Source organism: Acetobacter sp. A11-2 (genome assembly GCF_040208445.1).
Lineage (GTDB): Bacteria > Pseudomonadota > Alphaproteobacteria > Acetobacterales > Acetobacteraceae > Acetobacter > Acetobacter oryzoeni.
This window is the reverse complement of the sequence record NZ_CP157843.1, coordinates 2,408,085-2,429,546: the sequence shown is the minus strand read 5'-3', so window position 1 is coordinate 2,429,546 and position 21,462 is coordinate 2,408,085. Positions and strand designations below refer to the sequence as shown.

The 21,462-nt window shown below is 57.5% G+C and carries 20 protein-coding genes; 6 read left to right on the top strand and 14 right to left on the bottom strand.

Going from position 1 to position 21,462, the window contains the following annotated elements; genetic code table 11:
• Window positions 1-19: 19 nt before the first annotated feature.
• Both ABNV41_RS11875 and ABNV41_RS11870 read right to left on the bottom strand, forming a co-directional pair.
• Window positions 20-1,981: a transglycosylase SLT domain-containing protein gene (locus ABNV41_RS11875; protein WP_050819198.1), complete on the bottom strand. Its 1,962-nt coding sequence runs from the start codon at window positions 1,979-1,981 to the stop codon at window positions 20-22.
• A gap of 224 nt (window positions 1,982-2,205) precedes the next feature.
• Window positions 2,206-3,060: a uracil-DNA glycosylase family protein gene (locus ABNV41_RS11870; RefSeq protein WP_050819199.1), complete on the bottom strand. Its 855-nt coding sequence runs from the start codon at window positions 3,058-3,060 to the stop codon at window positions 2,206-2,208.
• Between the two features lie 156 nt (window positions 3,061-3,216).
• Between ABNV41_RS11870 and ABNV41_RS11865 the strand changes: the two genes are divergently transcribed.
• From ABNV41_RS11865 to ABNV41_RS11855, 3 genes are all read left to right on the top strand, one after another.
• On the top strand, window positions 3,217-5,079 hold the full coding sequence (locus ABNV41_RS11865; protein WP_050819200.1) for a tetratricopeptide repeat protein: 1,863 nt from the start codon (window positions 3,217-3,219) through the stop codon (window positions 5,077-5,079).
• Window positions 5,076-5,981, top strand: a complete 906-nt coding sequence (locus ABNV41_RS11860; RefSeq protein ID WP_050819201.1) for a 4-(cytidine 5'-diphospho)-2-C-methyl-D-erythritol kinase — start codon at window positions 5,076-5,078, stop codon at window positions 5,979-5,981. Before ABNV41_RS11865 ends, ABNV41_RS11860 begins: the two co-directional genes overlap by 4 nt.
• An 89-nt stretch (window positions 5,982-6,070) precedes the next feature.
• Complete coding sequence (locus ABNV41_RS11855; RefSeq protein ID WP_050820326.1) at window positions 6,071-6,466, top strand: hypothetical protein; 396 nt, start codon at window positions 6,071-6,073, stop codon at window positions 6,464-6,466.
• Between the two features lie 190 nt (window positions 6,467-6,656).
• On the opposite strand, the gene ABNV41_RS11850 is transcribed toward ABNV41_RS11855, so the two are convergent.
• The 6 genes from ABNV41_RS11850 to ABNV41_RS11825 all read right to left on the bottom strand — a co-directional run bounded on the left by ABNV41_RS11850 (window position 6,657) and on the right by ABNV41_RS11825 (window position 12,077).
• Window positions 6,657-7,664, bottom strand: coding sequence for an SDR family oxidoreductase (locus ABNV41_RS11850; RefSeq protein WP_050819202.1), 1,008 nt, complete (start codon window positions 7,662-7,664; stop codon window positions 6,657-6,659).
• 134 nt (window positions 7,665-7,798) lie between these two features.
• On the bottom strand, window positions 7,799-8,377 hold the full coding sequence (locus ABNV41_RS11845; protein WP_003625105.1) for a YqaA family protein: 579 nt from the start codon (window positions 8,375-8,377) through the stop codon (window positions 7,799-7,801).
• 13 nt (window positions 8,378-8,390) lie between these two features.
• Complete coding sequence (locus ABNV41_RS11840) at window positions 8,391-8,600, bottom strand: hypothetical protein (RefSeq protein ID WP_003625103.1); 210 nt, start codon at window positions 8,598-8,600, stop codon at window positions 8,391-8,393.
• A complete protein-coding gene (locus ABNV41_RS11835; protein ID WP_050819203.1) occupies window positions 8,593-10,089 on the bottom strand; it encodes an MATE family efflux transporter in 1,497 nt (498 codons plus the stop codon). Before ABNV41_RS11835 ends, ABNV41_RS11840 begins: the two co-directional genes overlap by 8 nt.
• A gap of 144 nt (window positions 10,090-10,233) precedes the next feature.
• Entirely contained in the window at window positions 10,234-11,040 is an 807-nt protein-coding gene (locus tag ABNV41_RS11830; protein WP_349934764.1) for an ABC transporter ATP-binding protein, read from the bottom strand.
• Window positions 11,041-11,045: 5 nt separating this feature from the next.
• Window positions 11,046-12,077: an ABC transporter permease gene (locus tag ABNV41_RS11825; RefSeq protein ID WP_349935109.1), complete on the bottom strand. Its 1,032-nt coding sequence runs from the start codon at window positions 12,075-12,077 to the stop codon at window positions 11,046-11,048.
• A 122-nt stretch (window positions 12,078-12,199) separates the two neighbouring features.
• Between ABNV41_RS11825 and ABNV41_RS11820 the strand changes: the two genes are divergently transcribed.
• Window positions 12,200-13,132, top strand: a complete 933-nt coding sequence (locus ABNV41_RS11820; RefSeq protein ID WP_050819205.1) for a ribose-phosphate pyrophosphokinase — start codon at window positions 12,200-12,202, stop codon at window positions 13,130-13,132.
• 11 nt (window positions 13,133-13,143) lie between these two features.
• Window positions 13,144-13,746, top strand: coding sequence for a histidine phosphatase family protein (locus ABNV41_RS11815; protein WP_349934762.1), 603 nt, complete (start codon window positions 13,144-13,146; stop codon window positions 13,744-13,746).
• 3 nt (window positions 13,747-13,749) lie between these two features.
• Here ABNV41_RS11815 and ABNV41_RS11810 read toward each other — a convergent pair whose 3' ends face one another.
• The 3 genes from ABNV41_RS11810 to ABNV41_RS11800 all read right to left on the bottom strand — a co-directional run bounded on the left by ABNV41_RS11810 (window position 13,750) and on the right by ABNV41_RS11800 (window position 16,414).
• The gene (locus ABNV41_RS11810; protein ID WP_050819207.1) at window positions 13,750-15,189 is read right to left on the bottom strand and encodes a hypothetical protein; all 1,440 of its coding nucleotides are present in this window, start codon (window positions 15,187-15,189) and stop codon (window positions 13,750-13,752) included.
• A gap of 143 nt (window positions 15,190-15,332) precedes the next feature.
• Window positions 15,333-15,752: a hypothetical protein gene (locus ABNV41_RS11805; protein WP_050819208.1), complete on the bottom strand. Its 420-nt coding sequence runs from the start codon at window positions 15,750-15,752 to the stop codon at window positions 15,333-15,335.
• Window positions 15,753-15,946: 194 nt separating this feature from the next.
• Complete coding sequence (locus ABNV41_RS11800) at window positions 15,947-16,414, bottom strand: hypothetical protein (protein ID WP_012812457.1); 468 nt, start codon at window positions 16,412-16,414, stop codon at window positions 15,947-15,949.
• Between the two features lie 379 nt (window positions 16,415-16,793).
• Here ABNV41_RS11800 and ABNV41_RS11795 point away from each other — a divergent pair, with 379 nt between their 5' ends.
• Entirely contained in the window at window positions 16,794-17,330 is a 537-nt protein-coding gene (locus ABNV41_RS11795) for a DUF1269 domain-containing protein (RefSeq protein WP_003630102.1), read from the top strand.
• A 103-nt stretch (window positions 17,331-17,433) separates the two neighbouring features.
• Here the strand turns inward: ABNV41_RS11795 and ABNV41_RS11790 are convergent, their stop codons facing one another.
• The 3 genes from ABNV41_RS11790 to ABNV41_RS11780 form a co-directional block, all read right to left on the bottom strand.
• Window positions 17,434-17,946 carry a hypothetical protein gene (locus tag ABNV41_RS11790; RefSeq protein WP_003630104.1) on the bottom strand — a complete coding sequence of 171 codons (513 nt, stop codon included), beginning with the start codon at window positions 17,944-17,946 and terminating at the stop codon, window positions 17,434-17,436.
• Between the two features lie 129 nt (window positions 17,947-18,075).
• Window positions 18,076-20,337, bottom strand: coding sequence for a TonB-dependent receptor domain-containing protein (locus tag ABNV41_RS11785; RefSeq protein ID WP_349934760.1), 2,262 nt, complete (start codon window positions 20,335-20,337; stop codon window positions 18,076-18,078).
• Between the two features lie 218 nt (window positions 20,338-20,555).
• On the bottom strand, window positions 20,556-21,329 hold the full coding sequence (locus ABNV41_RS11780) for an SDR family oxidoreductase (RefSeq protein WP_050819209.1): 774 nt from the start codon (window positions 21,327-21,329) through the stop codon (window positions 20,556-20,558).
• Window positions 21,330-21,462 lie beyond the last annotated feature (133 nt).

Here is a 21,462-nt window from a genome sequence, read left to right as displayed (position 1 = left end):
GAACCTGCGCCGCAGACCCTTAGTGAAGGGTGCGGGTGTTCAGCGTATGTGCCAGTGCCTTTTCATCCTCAAAGTCTGGCCACGTGCTTTGGGCCAAGGCTGTAAGGGAAGGTGTGGGCAGCTTCATCTTGGCGGCATACATCCACAGATAGGCGAGGGTGTGGTGCACGTAATCCCGCGTTTCCGTGTTGGGCAGCAGTTCCATGAACAGCAGCGGGTCATTGGCTGCGGGGCCGGTGGCGCTTTCCCAATGTGCAAGGGCAGAAGGCCCTGCATTGTAGCTGGCCAGCAGGCGGATAATATCTCCACCACGTGCCTCTGTGTGGCTGGTCTGGCGTGTTAGCCCGGCCAGATACTGCACATAACGCTGCCCGATTTCCAGATTGATGCTGGGGTCATGCAGGGCTTCGGCAGAATGCACAAAGTGGTGGTTGATATTGGTGGGGGACTCACTGGTAACAAAATCAGCCGTAAGCGGGCGGATCTGCATCAGCCCATGTGCCCCTGCGCCGGAAACAGCGCGTGGGTCGAAGTTCGATTCCACACGGGCCAGCGCGTAAACAAGGGCGGGGTCCATGGTAAAGCCGTGCCGGGGGCGCAGCAGGGGCAGGGGGGTATCCTCTGCGTTCTGTGCTGTGGCGGCATGGGTGTTCAGGGCATCGGCCATTTCTGTGGCCAGATCATGCAGCCCGGCTGTTTGCGCCACAAGCTGAAAGGCCCGTGCCAGTGTGACGTCTCGCAGGTCTGGCCATGCGCGGCGGATAGCGTTTTCGGCCATTTCCGGCTCACCAACCTGCAGCAGGGCAAACACGCGGCGGCCGACATCTGTGGCGCCTACGGCTTCAATATCAATTTCCGTCAGCACCGGGGCAGAGGACGCGCCGTTATCTGGAGCGGGGCTGTCTTCCAATGGTTTGAAGCCAACAGGGCGTGTATGGGCGCTGGAGGCCGCATGGTCTGCCGGGGCTGGCCGCAGCATACGATAGGCCAGAAGCCCATAGAAGCTGCGCGGAAAAGCCGCCGCATGCTGGAGCCAGATGTGCTGGGCATGGGTGTTGCCGGTTTTTTCGTGCCCGCGTGCGGCCCAGAAGGCGCAGGCGGCCCGCATTTCCGGCATGGCGCGCGGGGCGTGGGAGGCTTTTTCAAAAAACGGAATAGCCTCGGCGTAAGCCTGCTTTTGCCACAGGGCCAGCCCGGTAATGTAGCTGGCCAGCGCATTGCGCTCGCGCGAGATGTTTACGGCCGTGCGGCCAATATCCAGCGCCATATCCGTTTCACCGGAAACCAGCATGGCCTGTGCGGTTTCAGCCTGTAGCTGGGCCGCGTAGGCGGGCGTCATACCCGGTGTAATGCTGATAAGGTGCAACGCACTGTGCACGCCCTTCAGCCCCCATGTGGTGCGTTCGCGCAAGGTGCGGTCCAGCAAGGGGTTGCGGGTGAATTCCTGCGCCAGTGGGCCAGCCGCAAGGGCGGCATGGGCTGGGGCCAGATGGTCTGCCGGTGGGGCAGGTGGCAGCGGGCCACCCCGTTCGGGCAGCGCAGCAAGGCGTGCCCATATGGCCGGAGCATCGGCATAGCTGGTGTATTGTTTCAGCCAGTTCCGCAGCTCGGTCGCATTGGGGTGGTAATTCGGGTTCAGGTAACGGTCTGCCTGTAGCTCACCCAGCAGGGTGGCATCTGTTAGATGCGTGGTGCTGCTGATGGCTTCTGTGAACGCACCCTGCTGCTGTAGGCGCAGGATGGCGCGCACCTGAGTGGCAACTTCAGGAGGAAGAGGTTTTGGAAGTGTAACATCATCACCTTCAGGGAAAGCCTGGCGTGGCAGAACCATAGCCAGCTCTTCGCTGTACGGTTCGGGCCCGGCTTCCGGGGGCTTGGCATGGGCTCTCGTCACAACGACGGAAGCGCTGGCCAAAAGGGCGGCACCAGCCAGAATGGCTTTTGCCGCGATCTGATGAGGAATTTGACCTATCGCTCGCATGGCTGGCGGGGTCTAGGCCCTTCCAGCCCAAAAGGCAAGTTTCCTATCTGTAAGAAAAGGGAAAGGTTCTTCAAAAATTGTTGCATTCCCAGCGGTGAATCGCTGGTCAAGGCGGAATAATTTCTATGATTTGTGCAGGTATTCCCACGGTTTGGGGACTGTATTTCTTGCTGACATATTCTGTAACATCTGGCACGCCGTTTACACTTACATGCGCGCGCTGATTACATGCTTTGGCTGTTTTGGCGCAGGGTATCCATCACCGTCATCAGTGTTGTCCATATTTCACGCCGTGCGGAGGGGCTGGCCCGGAGCTGGAGCGGGTGGCGCATACACATAACGGGCAGCGGGGGCAGGCCCGGCAGGGTGATGTCCTGCCAGTTGCGGCGGGGCAGATCCGTGGTTTTGCCAAGCAGCATTCGGGCAGGCAGCCGCCCACATAGCAGCAGCCGCTTGGGTGCAAACAAAGTTATGGCGCGCTCTAAAAAGGGGCGGCAGATGCGCTGGTCCATCTCTGTTGGGGGGGTGCCACCTGCGGGCCGCCAAGGCAGGGCTGTGGCAAGGGCCAGTTGGCTGCGTTCCAACGGCAAGGGGGCCAGCATGGTATCCAGCAGGGTGCCGCATAGGCCCGCAAAAACCTGCCCGCTTCTGTCTTCATCCTCATCTGGGGCTTCCCCAATCAGCATCAGGGGGGCGTTGCGGGGGCCAGAGGGCATAAGGGTGTGCATGGCAGCGCCGCGCAACGGGCATGCCGTAAAGGAATCCATGGCCTGAAACAGCTCTTCTGGCGTGTTGGCGGCTGCGGCAAGGCGCTGTGCCTGTTCCACCGTATCTGCAAAGCTGGTGGGGGCAGGCGGTTGCTGTGGTTGGTTTTGCGTAATCGCGGCAGGCGCTGGTGTTCTGCCGGTTCCGGGCTGCGGGGGTATGTATGGGGGTGTCTGCTGGGGCGTTTTGCCCCGAAGCGGAGGCAACACAAGCCCGGCCCCCGCGTGCCGATGATCGGCCGGGGTATCGGTTACAGCAACATCCACGCCCCATTCGGTATAAAGGCGCAGGAGAGACAGAGCAGCTTCCATCATATAAACCGTATCACAAAGCGGACGGTTTGGTGGTTTGGCGCGGGCGCGTTAGACAAAACCAGTCGTTCATGTCGTTCCTTTCCGCTCTGCCAGAAGGGGCGGTGCATCCGTGGGCGGCCTGCCCGGTTGCCACCGTATCCTGTAGATAGGGTTCTTATGCTGTTTTGTCGCCTTCTGCCTACGGTTTTCATGCTGCTTTCCGCCACTGTGCTGGCTTCTCCGCTGTATGCGGCCCAGCCCGATACATCTGGCGCAGCCCTTAAAGGGGCCGAACCCAAAGCAGATACTGCGGTTATGCATGCGCCTGTCGGGCATGTCGATTCGGGGGCGTTTTTAAGCGCCGTCATTGCCGTGCGCAGGGGGGATGACCTTCAGGCCGCGCGCTCTTTCCGCCAGGCCGCAGCCGCAGACCCACAGAATATGGAACTGCTGAAGCAGGCCTTTGTGCGCAGTGTGATGGCGGGGGATGCCGATGCCGTGCCGCTGGCCCACAAGCTGGATAAGCTGCCCGGCGCGCAGAGCGTGATTTCCGCCCTTGTGCTGGGGAACGATGCCGCCGTGCGCGGTGAGTGGGGCGAGGCGCTGACCTATTACCATCAGGCCCGCACAGACCCGCTGACACATCTTATTATGCCGCTGCTTCTGGCATGGTGTGAGCAGGCGCAGGGCCATGCCAATGAAGCCGTGGAAAGCCTGACCCATATTCAGAAGTCTGTTTTGGTGCCGTTTTACACGCTGCACGCCGCCCTGATTGCACAGGTGGCAGGCCAGACAGACCGCGCAGGCCAGCTTTTTGATGAAACGCGCAAGATCATGCCGGGGGGTGATCTGCTGCTTACCCGCTCCTACGCCGCATGGTTGTGGGAGCACGGGCAGAAGGAAAAAGCCCGCGCCGAGCTGCGCAAGCTGGAAGGGGATGATCCGGTTCTGCTGCTGGCTGGCCCGCAGCTTCAGGCCACAATTTCGCACTTTCCGGTTACATCGGCACGTGGCGGGATTGCGCGTGCTTATATTCTTACCGCGTTTTTGCTGCGCCAGCAGGGACGGGAGCAGGCCCAGCAGGCCGCAGCCACCGGCGGCATGGTGGGGAATGATGCCAACCTCTACCAGTTTAACGAGGCCGCCCGCCTGATGCTGGGCTTTGCCTTGGCCATGGACCCCACATTGGCCGAAGCCCGGCTGATGCTGGCCGAAATCCAGATTGATGAAGACCACGGGGCCGCTGCGCGAGAAACATTGCTGCGCGTGCCGCAGTCTGACCCCATGTCCCCCGTGGCGCGGTTGCGGTTGGCTGTGCTGGATTCCACGCCCGATCAGGCCACCGAGGCTGTCAGCCTGTTGCGCCCGCTTGTGGCCCAGTTGCCCGATCAGATTCTGCTTCAGCGTGCCTTGGGCAATGCGCTGGTGCAGCAGAAAGACTGGAAGGGCGCGATAGCCGCCTATACCAAGGCCATAGACCTTGCCACCGCCCAGAAGGATGTGGATTGGACGCTGCTTTTCCTACGCGCCATGGTGTACCATGAAATGGGGGATTGGCCCCACGCGCGGGATGATGCCCGCGCCGCACTGGCCTATGCGCCAGACGAATCCATGCTGCTGAACTTTCTGGGCTACTCCATGGTGGAACGGCATGAAAACCTGCCCGAAGCCGAAAAGCTTTTGCGCAAGGCGCACCAGCTTTCCCCCGATGATGCCGCCATTACAGACAGTCTCGGCTGGGTGCGTGCTGAGCGCGGAGACCTGAACGAAGCGCTGGAGCTTTTAGAAAAAGCCGCAGAAAAAACTCCCGAAGACCCGGAAGTGAATTATCATCTGGGCGAGGTTTATTGGCGGCAGGGCCGCAAGACCGAAGCCATAGATCAGTGGAACGTGGCTTTGGGGCTGCACCCCATTCCGTCGGATGAAGTATTGATACGTGCTGCGCTCAAGCGTGCAGGTGTGGAGCCGGATGTGAAAAAGGCAGATCAGGCCGCCCCCGCTAAAGCAGCGCCGCAGGATAAAGGAACACACACGCCATGACAGTTGATGTTCTGGATGTTGCAACCACAACCCTGACAGAAATCGCACCAGCAAAAATCAATCTGTATTTGCACGTTACTGGCCGCCGGCCAGATGGATACCACCTGCTTGATAGCCTTGTGGTGTTTGCCGGTGCAGGAGATGTGCTGCATTATGAGCCGGGCACACAACCGCTGCACCTTAAGCTGGAGGGGCGCTTTGGCCGCGCCCTTGGCGCAGATGCCGCAGGTGCCGATAATTTGGTGATGAAAGCCGCCGCCGTGCTGCGTGATCTGGCCGGGCCACAGGCCAATGTGCAGGGTGGTTGCCTTGTGCTGGAAAAAAACCTGCCCGTGGCTTCTGGCATTGGCGGAGGTTCGGCAGATGCGGCCGCGGCCCTACGCCTGCTAAACCGCGCATGGAACACGCAGGTGGATGAACCCACCTTGTTCCGCGTGGCGGAAACACTGGGGGCCGATGTGCCAGTGTGCCTGCTTAGCCAAACCGTGCGGATGGAAGGTATTGGGGAAACCCTAACCCCCGCACCGCGTTTGCCAGAGTGTGGCCTTGTGCTGGTTAATTGCGGGCAGGCTGTTTCTACCCCGGATGTGTTCCGCAAAAGAACAGGCGATTTTGTGCCACGGGCGGATTTACCACAAAGCTGGCCCAATAGTGCCGCTATGGTGGCAACCCTTAAGGCGCAGGAAAACAGCCTGGAAGCCCCGGCATGCAGCGTATGCCCGCCGGTTAAAAAGGTGTTGGCCGATATTGCGGCGCAGCCAGACTGTCAGTTGGCCCGTATGAGCGGTTCTGGCGCCACATGTTTTGGCGTTTTCCCCACTGTTGAAGCCGCGCGGGAAGCAGCAGACAGGTTGGCAGATGCACATGCCGCATGGTGGGTGTGGGGCGGCGCTCTGGTTTAAAGGGGTTTGCCACCTTATATCAGCATCAGTTTTTTCAGCGGGCCGGAGGGCGCAAGCCTGTTCCGGTCTGGCTGGGTGTAGGAGGTTTTATGTCTTCCAAGCTTGATCTGTCTCTTTCAGCAGACCACACAGAAGTTCATCTTAAGGTACTAGAGCAGGAAGACCAGCCTGCTGTAGATATTGCGCTTACGGTGGAAGACCTCACACGGCTGATTCAGGTTTTGGGCCAGTGTCGGGAAACGATGCTGGAAGGCAAGGAATTGCCGCCCATAGAAGGAGCCACCTTTACGCCCGTTACCCGCACCAAATGGGCGCTCCAGCCCGAAGCCAGCACGGATGGATCTGTTCTGGCCTTTCAGCACCCGGCCTTTGGCCCGGTGGGGCTTGTGCTGCCACCAACAGATGCAGACCGCCTGATGCATGGGTTGCACATGCACCAGCAAATGCGCCAGCAGCCTGCCAAACCGCGCGGGCGTTTAAACTAGGTTTTTAGGTGTAGCGCATCCGGGCATAGGCACGGATGCGTGGTGGCCTTGCCACTCTACGCCATGCGCTCAGCACGTTCTGCCCTTATGCCGGTTGCAAGAGCGCATTGCGTGAGATGACGTAAGGCGAGGCAGAAAACACCACCCCATTCAGCATGAAAAATACGCTGAACAGGATGGCACGTGCCCTTCAGGATTTCCGGCAGTTGCGGATATGCGCCATCAGGGCGGTTAACCCCATGGCTGTTAATGCGCCAAAAATACCGGCCCGCAAGCTGCTGGGTACAAAGAAGGTGAGCGGGCTGTCCAGCCTGCGGGAGTGTTCATCAAACGGCCCCTGCGCCCCAAAGGAACCGGGCACGGATTTGTATAAATCATCCGGCTGCGGGCCTTCTGCCCAATCATGCTCCATCTGGGCCTTGTAGCCTTTTTCTGCCATGCGGGCTTCACGGCAGCCGGGGGCAACCATGTGCCACAGGGCGGCAAAGCTGTTGGTGGCTCCAATGGAAATGGAGCGGCTGGTGCTAAAGGCCGCACGGCAAATGGCTTCTGCCGCCACTTCGGGTTCATACACCGGGCCAACGGGTTTGAGGCGCTTGCCCGTGAGGTTGCGTGTCCAGCCATAATGGGGGGTGTTGATGGCAGGCAGATCCACCATGACCACGCGGATATTATCAGCATCGTGCAGCAGTTCTGGCCGCAGGCTTTCGCAAAACCCACGCAGGGCAGAGCGTGCCCCGTTTTCAGCAGCCTGAAGCGGCATGCCGCGTAGGTTGGGGGCCAGATCCAGGTTGATAATAGCCCCTTGCCCACGCCGGCGCATAACGCCAAGTGCGGCCAATGTGCCGTTTACGCTGCCCAGATAGGTTACTTCCGTAGCACGGCGGATATCATCGGCAGAAAGGGCAGCCACCTGCCCAACCACCGTGGCCCCGGCGCAGTTGGCCCACACTGAAATGGGGCCAAGTTCTGTTTCAATACGTTCCGCCGCATCCTGCACGGCTTTGGCATCTGAAACATCCAGCGGAATCACCAATGACCGCACAGAGTGCTTGGCCAGATTTTCTGCTGTTTCCTTCAGCCGGTCTTCATCGCGGCCCAGCAGGGCAATATCAAACCCGGCGCGGCCCAGCGCACGTGCCGCCGCGCGGCCAATACCGGCGCCTGCGCCTGTAATCACAGCTATCTGGGTTGGCATCCGCGTTTTTTCTCCCGGTTATCAGTCAAGCAAGACGTTCAAAATCTGGCTGCCATTTTGCGCCGCAATCGGGCAGGGCACAAGCCACAGGGCAGAGGTTCTGCCCCGCGTGGGCCTGAATGCAGGTGCCAGATTTACAGATATTTCAGCGCAATAATGCCGCCTAAAAACACCACAGCAAAAGCCCCGGCCACCAGCGGCAGACGTTTTTCCAGAAAATCCTGAATAGGCGCCCCAAAGCGCCACAAAAGCCCGGCCACCAGCATAAACCGCACGCCGCGCGTAACAAGGCTGGCCAGCATAAAGGGCAGAATGGCAAAATGCGCCATGCCGCTGGCAATAGTCACAAACTTGTAGGGAATGGGCGTAAGCCCCTTGAGCAGAATAATCCACACCCCCCATTGGCGGAATTTTTCCTGCAAGGTCAGCAGTGTGCCCTCGGCGTGGTAAAAATGCACAATCGGGCGGGCCACTGTATCTAGCAAAGCCGCGCCAATCAGCCAGCCCAAAAGCCCCCCGGCCACACTGGCAATGGTGCAGATGGCCGCATAAACCCATGCCTTTTGCCTATGCGCCAGCACCATGGGCACCAGCAGCGTTTCTGGCGGGAGAGGAAAAAAGCTGGCTTCTGCAAAAGCCAGCGCCGCCAGCCATAAAGGTGCGTAGGGGCTGGCAGCGTGCCGCAAAACGCGGGCATAAAGGCGGTTTAGCATATGGGTTTAAAAACTACATCCGTTCACGGCGCAGAACATCCTCCGCCTTGGCGTGGATGGTATCATATTCTTCCTGCGTGAGGTTACCTCGGTGCAGCATTTCACTGGCACGGGCCAGCGCATCACGCGCGTGGGTGGCATCGGGTATGGGGTAACGGCGGCCGGGCAGGGCAAAGGCATCATCCGGCAGGGCGTTGCGTTCTTCAGTTGTCAGCTTAGACATGGTTGGTCTTCCTGTCTTCCTCACATAGTTCAGAGGCACTTTCCAGTTCGTCCAGTTCCGCCATGGCAGCTTCTGCGCTGGTGGTGGGAACATCGGAAACCGGCGTGCTGCTCCGCACTCCCGCTGCCAGAGGATGCTGTGCGGGAGAGACTTCTAATGTTTGTGTCACACGGAACGCCGTCAAGACCGCGAAGGACCCAAACACCACTGCCCCCAGCGCTTGCCCGGCCTGCACGCCAAGCGGGCCAAAGCGTGCACCCATCATGACAAACGGAATGGTGCCCAGCGTGGCCCGCCCCCAGTTAAAGGCAGTAGAATACAGCGGAAAACCAAGGTTATTAAAGGCAGCGTTGGCCACAAACAGCATACCCACAAACAGGTAACTGCCGATTGTCCATGTGCAGAACAGATGGATAAGGGCTGCGGCATCACCTTGCGCATTATACATGGCCACAACCCCGTTCTGCACACAGAACAGGAAAACCCATGTGGCCCCTACGCTGAGAATAACCAGTTTAAGGGCGGCGCGCAGCGTTTCACGCACACGGTCACACTGCCCGGCCCCGATGTTCTGCCCCATAATGGGGCCAACTGAGCCGGTGAGCGCAAAAACCAGCGCAAACAGCACGGGCACCGTGCGCTCGATAGAGGCTTGCCCCGCAACGGCGGCCAGCCCAAAGCGCGCCATGGCCTGCGTGACGTACACTCCCCCAACAGGTGTGGCCAGATTGGTGAGAATGGCCGGAAAAGCCACCGAGGCCACGCGCTTGGTGTCTGGCAGAATACGGTGGAGCTGCGGCATGGCCAGCATATCGTGCCGCAATGCGCCCCGCAGGCCCACTGTGGCCACAACGGTGCGTGAAAGCACAGTGCTGATGGCCGCCCCGGTAAGCCCTTCATGCAGCCCAAAAATAAACAGCGGGTCCAGCACCGCAGCCACAACGGCACCCAGCAACGTAATGTGCATGGAGCCCTTGGCATCCCCCACCACACGCATGAGGGAGGAGGACCCCATGCCCGCGCAGATAAGCGGCAATGCGGGGCTGACGGTGCGCAGGAAGGTGGTGGCGTTGGCCAATGCCTCACCCCGCGCGCCAAACAGTTCCAGAATGGGGTGGGCAAATATCATGGTGCCCACACCCAGCACCGTTGCCAGCCCGATCATGACGGTAAGGGCGGAGGAGGCAATGCCCCGTGCTTCATCTGCGCGGCCTGCGCCAATTTCACGCGCAGTGGCGGCACTTATGCCAATGGTCAGCCCGATGGAAACGGCAATCTGCAAGCCAATAACGGCCCCGGCAAAGCCAATGGCCGCCGTAAGGGCCGTGTTACCCAGGTGGCTGATATACACCATATTGAGCATATCCACCGCAAACACCGCCATAAGGCCAATGGCACCGGTGCCAGCCATAACCAGCACATGGCGCATGATGCTGCCGGTGGTAAAGCAGGCCTTGTGACGTCCGCCAGGCGGGGAGGGCCGGTTCATTCATGCTCCGTGTGGGCTGTGCTGCGCGCGTGCCGGTGTGTGCGTTGAGTATGTCATGACTTGTGCCCCCTGCGAACAGGGAGAACACGGAACATCTGCCCTGAAAGGCGTGCAAGCCCGAATAATGTGCCCCAAGCGCCGGGTTTAGGGGGCTGGGGATGCGTCTTCCGGCTTTTCTTCTTCTGGTTTGCGCTCCAGCGGGCGGCCTAAATATGCCTCCAGCACTTGCTCGGTAGGGCCATCCATCCGCACTTGCCCCTGATCCAGCCAGATCAGGCGGTTGCACCAATCGGCCATCACATCCGCTATATGGCTGGAGAGCACCAGAATATCGGCGCGGGAGACAAGGTTTTCAAGCCGGGCGCGGGCACGGTTACGGAAGGAGGCATCCCCCGCCATAAACCATTCATCCATCAGCAGCACATCGGGCATGATAGCCGTGGCCAGTCCAAAGGAAAGGCGCACCATCATGCCCGAACTATAGGTGTTTACGGGCAGGTCCATAAACGCGCCAAGGCTGGCAAAGCTTTCTACATCAGCCTCAACCTGCGCGGTCTGTTCCGTGCTCAGGCCAGAGAACATGCCGCGCAGGCGAATGTTCTCCCGCCCGGTCAGGTCCATGTTCATGCCCAGTGCGGGGTCTAGCAACGTGCCAATGCTACCGCGCACTGTCACACTGCCGCCTACGGGTTCATAAATACCGGCCAATGCGCGCAGCAGCGTGGTTTTGCCTGCACCATTGCCGCCTACAAGGCCCAGCCTGTCTCCCGGTTGCAGGGTAAAGCTGACCCCTTTAAGCGCCTGCACCACCACGCGGTCTCGGTTATCGTGCATGAAGCGCGTGTTGAGCGTGCGGCCCAGCGTTTTGCTGAGCGATTTGCGCAGGCTGCGGGCATTGCCATGATACAGCGGAAAGGTGATTTGCAGGTTTTCAACTGCAATATCCGTCATGCGCCTTACACCCAGTATGCCAGCCGTGTGCGCATACGGGCGAACAGGCAGAAGGTTGCAACAATCAGCACGGCAGACCACCCAAGGGCCGCAGGCCATACGGTGGTTTGCATCACATCCCCCGTAAAGGGTGCGCGCAGAATTTCAATCAGCGGGTAGAAGGGGTCCAGCAACAGCCATGCCTGCCCGGTTGTCATTAACTGGGGAGACCACAAAATAGGTGTCACAAAGAACATCACCTGCGTCAGGCTGGCCATAATGGGGGGCACATCCCTAAAGCGCGCGCCCAGAATGCCCAGCAAAAGCACGGCAAAAAAGCAGTCTACCAGCCACAGGCCCGTGGCGGGCAGCACCGTCCATGACCATTTGGGCGAGACGTGAAACCACAAAAACACCCCGGCCACCACGGGCACGTTATGCGCAAACACCAAAATGTTGCGCACAGCCACACGCAGCACGTGCAGGGAATATGGCATGCGGGCCGCATGAATAAGCCGCGCCGCCCCCGTAAAGGTGCCGCAGCCTTCCTGCATGGTGCCGCCTACAAAGCCCCATAACACCAAAGAAAGGGTAAGGAAGGGCAGATAGGTGTGCACATCCGTGTTGAGCAGATACGCATACAGCACACCCATGGCCGCCACCATAATGGCGGTAGTGGCCGTAAGCCAGAACGGCCCGAGAATGGAGCCACGATACCGCAGCCGAATATCCAGCCAGGCCAGCGTAAGCCCCAGCCGCGCATGGCGGAAGCCGCGCGCAAAATCCTGCGCGGCATGCACAAAGTAGGAAAAACCACGTTCTGGCACCAAATGCAGCACAGGCTGGCCCTTTGGCTGCGGGGCGTGCTGCGGCGCAGCCGAAAGAGGGGGCTGTTTTTTTGTGGCGCGTTCTTCCTGCGTATCCGGCAAGGTGGGCGTGCTGTTCATGGTGTTTAACGCGATAGAGAACCCTGCCTGTTTGTGCAAGGTTGGCATGCTTTTTATGCTGCCATTATAACCCGCCACACAGGCCCATATGGGCCCAAAGCAGCGCGTTATTTGCGCAACGATTGGCAGGAAAACACTCCACAGAGATGACAACAGGCCCCGTGGTTGCTACACCCGGCCCGCCGGAGAGCCCTTTTTTCGTTCCACACCTAAGGCCGGGAACCGTCCTTGTCATGAAAATCGTCGCCTGTAACAGCAACCTCCCACTTGCCGAAGCCGTTGCCGCGGAGCTGAACCTCCCCCTCTGCAACGCCACCGTGCGCCGCTTTGCGGACATGGAGGTGTTTGTAGAAATCCACGAAAATGTACGTGGTGAGGACGTGTTCGTTATCCAGAGCACCTGCACCCCCACCAATGATAACCTGATGGAACTGCTGATCATGCTGGATGCGCTGCGCCGTGGTTCGGCCAAGCGTATTACCGCAGTGATGCCCTATTTTGGTTATGCCCGGCAGGATCGTAAATCCGGCCCGCGTACGCCTATCAGCGCCAAGCTGGTTGCGAATCTGCTGGTAGAAGCCGGTGCCAGCCGCGTGCTCACGCTGGATCTGCACGCCATGCAAATTCAGGGTTTCTTTGATATCCCGGTAGACAATCTGTACGCCGCGCCGCTGTTTGTGCGCGACATTCGCTCCCACTACGGAGACCGTGATCTGATGATCGTCTCCCCCGATGTGGGTGGTGTGGTGCGTGCCCGCCAGCTGGCCCAGCGCCTGAACACGGATCTGGCCATTATTGACAAACGGCGTGAACGCGCAGGCGTTTCCGAAGTGATGAACGTGATTGGTGATGTGCGCGGCCGCCACTGCCTGCTGGTAGATGATATTGTGGATAGCGGTGGTTCACTGTGCAACGCAGCCCGCGCCATTGCCGAACAGGGTGCTGCATCTGTGGGCGCATACGTGACACATGGTGTGCTGACAGGGCAGGCCGTGGAACGCATTGCCGATTCGCCTATCGAAATGCTGACACTGACAGACAGCATCCGCGCCACGGAAAAAGTTATGGCTGCGCGCAATATCCGCCAGATCACCATTTCCGGGCTGCTGGCACGCGCCATTCATGCCGTGGCGGATGAAAGCTCCGTTTCCTCCCTGTTCGATTGATCCGAGGCCCTATGAGCACGCTTTTCCCCCGCCCATACTGGTATTTGCGCCACGGCCAGACAGACTGGAACCGGGCTGGTCTTTCTCAGGGGCGCACCGATGTGCCCTTGAATGAAACCGGCATTGACCAAGCTGTGGCGGCGGGAAAGCTGCTTGAGGTTGCCCTGCGTGCCGCAGGGGAAAATGGGGTAACGCGCATTGTGTGCTCTCCGCTGGAGCGTGCTTTGCGCACTGCCACCATTGTGCGCGATGCGCTTATCACCCACGGCCTGCCAGCCTTGCCGCTGGATGTGGATACGGGGCTGGAGGAAGTCTGCTTTGGTGAGCAGGAAGGCCAGCCGATAGGGGATTGGTATAATAGCTGGATTGCCGGTGATTACACCCCACCGGGGGCAGAAACATTTGCTGCCCTGCGCCAGCGCGCTACAGATGCCGTAAACCGGGCCACACAGGCCCCCGGTCGGCCGCTGATTGTGGCACATGGGGCGCTGTTCCGTGCTTTGCGCGCCGCTATGTCTCTGCCTGCCAATGTGCGCCTGCCCAACGCCATTCCGCTAAGCTTGGAGCCAGAGGCAGATGACCGTTGGGAGCTGCGGGAGCTGATAGACGCGTAAGCGTTAGTTCTGGAACTTATAGAGTTCGAACGAAAAGCGGTTTGGTTGTTTTTTGCCAGCCTTGCCTATGCGCACGCTATAAGCCTGCTGATAATGTTGCTGAATATAAACGCATACAGGTTCTTCTACTTTGTCTGTTGAACATCCCTGATACGGTAACATGACAAAAGCCGGGCGCTGCGCCAGGTCCTGCAAATAGTGTTTGCCCGCGTTTTTGCCATAAATAATGTCGATATGATCTCGGAAAAGGTAGCGGTCAAAACTGTGCAAATGCGCCATGTAAAAATGGGTGTGCGGTGTACGGATGTTGAGCACTTTTTGTTGTTGAACCAGATCAGATAGGTACGTGTAATCAATCTGTTTGAAGTTGAGATAGTCTTTTAGATTCTTGTGGATTTCATCTGCACAGCTAAACCCAACAACAGCGGCTAAAGGGGCTACGGCCCAGCCTAACAAAAGGCGTTTCTGTTGTGCCAATAGCACCAGCATGATGCTGAGGGGCGCAAACCACAGCCCCGAATAATGGCTGAATGCGTGGCCAGAAAGTAAAGCCGCAGGCACCGAGGAGATAAACCACAGCGTAAGCAATGTGGTATCCGGTGTTGGGGCCGTTTTAAGTATGGATTTCTGCCCGAACCATTTGATGAGAATAGGTGAAAAAACGGCCAGATAAGCGGCCAGCAGCAGAACAGCCTTTATGCGTTTTGAAAGCTTGCCGCTGTAAGCATGTAAAAACTGATGCTGCAGCGCAAAGTAATCAGCCAGCGCATGATGCCCCTGTATAAAATATGGCGTAAACAACGCAGCCAAACCTCCACAGGTGCCAATAGCAAACAAAATTATATTTAAAGCCGGGCGTGTATTTGCCAGTAATAAAAAACATACAGGCAGAAACAGGCAAATACCTTCCAGATAATTTATGTTCACCGTAAGGCCAAACATAACCCCGGCAGCCAGAAGCCATAGAATGCGGGTTGCGGGCTGAATGGTGGCAAGTGTGCCTTTGCGGGCCAGCCAGAGTACGGCCAGTTCTGTTGTGATCAGAAGTGTTTCTGTATTTCCGGCCAGCAGCTCAAATGGCGCGCCCAGCAGCGTGAGTGCCGCAAAAACCCATAGCCAGCGTGTGTGCCATATACTGCGGGCCATGGCTGCAAATGCAGCAAGAGAGAGCAGGGCCAGCACCGTAAACTTGCCAACAGGTAACTGGGCTGTAAGCGCATCCCACACACCATACAGCACATAAACACCAAAGGGTTTATGGTCGAACACATACTGGTAAGGGAGCATATGGTCTTGCAGCAGCCCCCGGCCAATAAGTGCGTAAAATGTTGTATCGGCAGTGGAGAAGGGGAGGATCAGGTAAGAAAAAATATAAAAAATACTGCATAAACATATAATAAAAATAAATATCTTGTTTTTGAAAATGCTCTGTAAATCCAACATAATCCTTCCCCTGTTCGAAAGTGTGGATATTCACGCAGGGAAAAGGAAGTAAAGGGAAAATAAGTTAAATAATTTTCTAAAAAACATGGCAGAATAGCCAAGCGGCAGCTTCTGCCATGCTTATCTTAACAGTGTTGAACACATTATACGGCGGGCGTGTGTTCCTGCGGGGAAATGCGGTTTCTTTGCGGAAACAGAGAGGGATCATGCAGGGCACGCAGGCGCACGCACCGGGGCAGAAGCCTGCGGATAATGTGCATGGTGGCGGTATCGGAAAGCCCGGTCTGTTCAGAAAACCAATCCAGCTCTTCCTGTAGGAAAAAGCCGCGTACTTCTGCTTCAGATGCCGGAGGGCTGTGGGGGGCGGTCTGCCACCGGCGGATGGTGGAAATCATGCCCATGGCTTCTGCCCGCTGTTCCAGCTTACTGGGGTGATCCGGGGCAGGAACAGGGCCAAGAACCTCGTTTAGCGCGCTTAACAGGCCGGATTTGTTAAACCATGCGGCAGTTACAAAGTCTCCCACGCTGGAAATGGCGTTGGAGACGGAGTTCAGGAATGTCATGAAAACCTCCCGTCTTTATAAAAGGGGTGCATACTGCCAACGGCGCGTGGGCGCAGAGAGTTTCCATGTGCTCAAAAAATAAAAACCGCCCCCAAAGCAAGGGCGGTTTTTACAAACAGACCATCTGCCACAGCCATCAGCCTTAAGCCATATGGTGTGGCAATGTGTGGCGGGTGTGGCCGCCTTTTTCTGTATTAGTCCTGCAACGGCAGCATAAAGGTGCCATCATCCAGCTGGATGCCACGCTGGGCAGCATGGGCACAGGTTGCGGTGCGGATGTCTTTGTCATCCACCGTGTTCAGGTCAATCATCTGGCCGGGGCCAACCATCAGCTGCCCTGCGCCACCGGCGGGGTATGCGGCATCACTTTTCACATCGCTGCGTTTTGCAAGGGAGCGGCCGAGTGAGCGCACCGTTGTATCATCATCAATGTTGTGGGCGTAGCAGTAGTACATCAGCCCGGCAATGTTGCCTACAGATGCGTTATCTACCGTAGGGCCGGGGCCAACAGGTGCTTCCGGCACAGAAGCCACGCCAACATTGGCAGCATGGGCAGGTGCAACCCCGGCAGCCAAAGCCAGGCCACATACGGCAGCAAGGGCCGCTTTGCGCAGTGTGTTCATGGGTGAACCTCCTTTGTGAACAAGTTTGATGAGGCTCACTATCGAACCGGCCCGGATATGCGGCAAGGGCCTTGGTTGCCGGTCTGTTATGCAGAAAATATTGGTTTGTTATCAAAAATCCTGCATGATTTGTGAAGTTTCGTGATCTAATCGGACAATAATGGTCCGTATTGTCACTCGGGCGTGAGCGGGTGGATGCTGTACCTGTATTGGCGGAGCGGGGTATGGTTATTTAGTCGTCTTATACGAATACTCTATAATGGTATTTCTGTATTTTTATGCTGCCTGCGTAATCTGGCCCACTGGCATGTGTGGGGTGGGCTTCCCATATCCTGAAAGGACTACATACAAATGTACATGCCGTTTGCCGCGCGTAGGCCAGATGGCATGAGAGATATAAAGCAGGGAGCCGATTTGAATGTCTGATCTGATTGTTCTGGGTTTTGACCACGTTGATGATGCCGCCAAGGTGCTGACAGAATGCCGCGCCTTGCAGAAAGAATACCTGCTGGATCTGGAAGATGCCGTGGTTGTTACGCGGGATGCACAAGGCAAGGTGCATTTGCACCAAAGCGTAAACCTTGAAAAAGCCGGGGCTTCCTGGGGCCTGCTTTCCGGCGGTTTCTGGGGCGCGCTGGTTGGTCTTTTGTGCCTGAACCCGCTGGCTGGCTTTTTGATCGGGAGCGCTGTGGGCGCCGGTGCGGGCGCGCTGTCTGGCAAGTTCTCTGATTACGGAATTGATGATGGCTTTATCAAACAGCTAAGCGACACCATTCCGCCCAACACCTCTGCGCTGTTCATTCTGGTGCGTAAGTCTCAGCCGGAAAAAGTGCTGGCCGATCTCAGCCAGTTCAAGGGCCATGCCCGTATCCTGCAAACCTCTCTTTCCCCAGAAGCAGAAGAAAAGCTCAAGGCTGCTTTGGGTCAGGTTGCTGCGGCACAAGCCAAGGCCTGAGCCATACTTTAGGCACCATCCTGCACTTTGTGCATGGAAAACCCCCGGTGGCAGAAGCACACCGGGAGTTTTTTAGTATCTTAACGCACAGAATGAAAAAAGTTCACAGCCGTTTGCCCATTTCCTGCCGCAGGGTGTTGCAGCGCTGGGTATATTTTGCGGCGCGTGTGGCGGTAATCCAGTTGATAATAAACGCCGCCGCCAATGAGAGGAACGAGGCCGCGGTCAACAACTGGCCGGTCAGATAGATTTTTTCATCATAATGCAGGGCGGAATACCACAGCAAAGTCAGGCTCAGCACCGCGCCAATAAAGCCGGAAACACCTGTAAGCCGCATAAGGGAATCTTCCACCAGTTCAAAGGCGGCGGTTTCTCGCCACAGGTCAAACAGGCGGCGGTCAATGTCTCCCACGTTTTCAGCGTGGTCTGCCTTTTCGGCTTCCGTGCGCTTGTGGGGGTTCTTGCGGTGGATCTCCAGCTCCTGCCGGGCCTTGGCAAAAACCTTCCGCCGTTCCTGAATGGCGGGCAGGCTGATATCCACAAAACTTAAAATGGCAACATTCAACCCGGCGGAAAGCTGAACAATGGCCTGAAAGTTGCCCCATGTCATATCCATTGGTCTGGCTCCTCCACGGGCTGGATATCCTCGTATTGGAGCCGTTTTCTGGGGCAAAATGCCGGTAAAATCAATCCATGCCCATGTGGGGGCTGTAGCGCGTGGGCAGCGCCACAGCCGGTAACGTGCTTAGAAACCTTGGGAAATCCCGCCCAGAATGGTGCGGCGCAGCCCGTATTGCGGGGCCCCCACGCCAATGCCGGAACCATCACGCAGCTTGTAGGTGTGGTCCCCCAGATTGATCACATCTATGCGGAACTGCGTATCCCCCGGCCATGCACTGCCAAATGTGTTGTGGATGGTTTCCACGGCAGAAAAGTTGACGGTAGCATAAGGCGTAAGCGCCACACCGTTGGGCACAAGGCCATCGGCCCGCAGCCCGCTGCCATACACCATGGTGGCAGACAGCCGCAGCGGAAAGCGCGTTTTGTGGAAGAAGGAATACGCCGCCCCGGCAGAAGCCGTCCAACGCTGGTCATGGTCCAGATGGATCCAGCGGTGCTGAATGTAAGCCAGATCATCCGGGCTCATGTTAAACTGCGCGCTGGTAATATCCTTGCCGATGGCGCGAGACCACGCAAAGTTGCCGTATAGAGAAAGCGGGCCACGATCATAAGAGGTGCTGACCTCATACCCGTTCACCTGCCCACGGCGATAGTTAAAGCCACTGAGGATGATGGGCGCACCAAACTGGCCTTCATCAATCAGGTTATGTGCCAGCTTGTAATAGGCATCGAACGAGACACGCCAGCCCGGCAGAATGGTTTGTTCAATACCGGCATCAAAGTAATGGTCGCGCTCGGCCCGTACCTTGTTGTTCTGGTAAACGGAGGGCGCGGCACTGGTGCCTGCAAATTTGTACAGCGAGGAAGAACTGACAACCTCAAATGGCGGGGGCGTAAAGTAGCGTGAATACCCGGCGTGAATCACACCGCCTTTCCACGGCTTCCACACAATGTTCAGGCGTGGGCTCACCTGTTTTTCCGCCGTGTATTCGCTCACCCCATCAAAACGCAGGCCGTAATTGATGGTCAGGTTGTTCAGCGGTCGCCATTCATCCTGCGCATACAGGCCGTACACCGTGCCGGTTTTGCCGCTGCCATCGTAAATGCTCAGGGGCGTGGTGCCAAAGGTGGCGTTGCCATCTGCATCCTCACCTTCCTGCCCAAACACGCGGGAGAGGGATTTGGAGGTGTTGCGTTCTACAAAAAGCTGAAAACCAAAGCGCACGGTATGATCTTTTGCAGCACGCCATGTGACGTCATGCTGCGTGCCCATGGAAAACACCGAGCGCGCGGCCTGCTGCGCAATACCGTTGTAAACCAGATCTCCCAGCCAGTCGGGCGAATAGCGCAGGCTGCTGTAGCGGGAGAACACGGAGCTTTGCAGGCTGAAGTCTCCCATCTCTTTCTGCAACGCCAGAATGGCAAAATCTGTAATCTGATTTTGGTGTTCATCCAGATGCGCACTGTCCACGCTGCCATTCAACTGCTGCGCCAGATCGCTGCCAGAATAGGCGGGCATGGCAAACTGGGTTTGCTGGCCGGGGTTGTTGGGCAACTGGTATTCTGCGTTGGAAACACCGGCAATAAAGCTGATACGCGTATCCTCATCCGCGGTGTACCGCAGATGGCCCAGAAAGTGATACTGCTCGCTCAGGTCATGGATGGCGTTGAAGGAGGATGTTGTATTTTCAATGCCAGTGCGGTCATGCACATAATCTGCCGTGGCAAAGAAATCCCACTTCCCTTTATGAAAACCATATTGCAGGGAAGGAAAGAAGTAATCCCGCGCCCCACCGTAAAGTGAGAGATTGCCGCCAGAATTGGTGGTGCCGTTCTTGGTGTTGATATCCACTACAGCCGCCTGCAAAAACCCGAACTGGCTGGGCAACGCCCCAGTGGTGAGGGACATGTTATCTGCAAAGCGTGTCATCAACGCTTGCCCAAACACGCTCAGCCCCTCCGGCAACTGCACGCCATCCAGCCGGAACTGCACCTCGTTATGGTCCCCACGCACATGGATCTGGCCGTAGCTGTCCTGCGCTACGCCGGGGGCTTGCAGCAATACCTGATTAAGCGGTGCGTTATCACCACCGGGAATGGTTTCCAGCGCCTGCCGGCTGAACTTGTGCACCGTGGCCCCGGTGGAGGGCGAAAGTTCTGAACGCATGCGGTCCAGATGCGCGGTTACAATCACCTGCTCGGCATCGTTCTTGTCATGCGCAATCACTTTTACGGTTTGCGGCTTTGTTTCAGTGGGCTTTTTCTGCTGCGTTTCTGTTGTGGAGGGTGTTGTCGTGGTCGTGGTGGTTTCAGCCAGGGCCATGCTGCTGCCCAGAGCAGTAAAAACAGTGGAGCAGAGAAGAAGAGCGGCTGATCGAACCATCATGCTGTGCGCTGCCTTGGTTGAGTGTGGTGGAGGCGCAGCATGTATTATGTAACACTATAACATTACAACAGGAATGAGCCCCGTTTGCTCAGCTTTCTGTGGGCTGTTGCACGCGCGCAACAGCTTTGCATCTGGGGCAGGGCACAAAAAAGGGGGCCACGCTTTGCACGTGGCCCCCTTGCACATGGCGGTGTACCGCAACGGGCACAAAGCCGGTTTTATTTTGTGGTGTAACCGCCGTTTACCAAAATGGTCTGGCCCGTCATCCACCAGCCTTCAGAAACAATAAAGCGCACATAGGGTGCAATATCTTCAATGTCTGTCAGGCCTGTTTTGCTAAAGGGAGAAAGTGCCGCAGCGGTTTTGTGGTAAGCCACGGCATCTGCACTTTCCTGCCCGTAAAAGAATGGCGTATCCATAGGGCCGGGGCCAATGGCGTTAACAGAAATGCCACGCGCGCCATATTCCTTGGAAGCCGCACGGGTGAAGTGTTCCACCGCAGCCTTGGAACCCGCATAGGTGGAATAGAACGGTGTGTACGCGCCCAGCAGAGATGTCACCAGTGTCAGCAGTTTGCCGTTATCGGCCAGATGTTTTCCGGCTTCACGGATGAACTGATACGCTACCTTGGTGTTGATGGTGAACATGGCATCAAATTCTTCATCCGTGGTGTCTGCAATCGGCTTTTTCAGCACTTTACCCACAGTGTTAATGGCAATGTCTGGCGCGCCAAAAGCAGTTTTTGCATCTGCAAACAGTTTGGCTACTGCTCCGGGCTGTGTCAGATCAGCCTGAAAAGCCTCAGCCTGCGCGCCTGCCGCTCTTACAGCGGCCACTGTGGCATCGGCTTCCGCCTTGCTGGCTGCACTATGGTAATGGATGGCAATGGCCTTTGCGCCATGTTCTGCCAGATCCCGCGCAATCAGCCCGCCCAGATTTTTGGCCCCACCGGCTATCAGAACGGTTTTGCCTTTAATGCTGTGGTCTACCATGTTGGGTGCTCCCTTGCATGTATCGGAGGCCGATGGATGTGGCTCCCGTTTTCTCTTGCCACCGTATCAGCTACAGTGGACGGATAAAGCTGCCTGTTCTGACAACACTTGCCAGATTTCCCGAACAATGCAG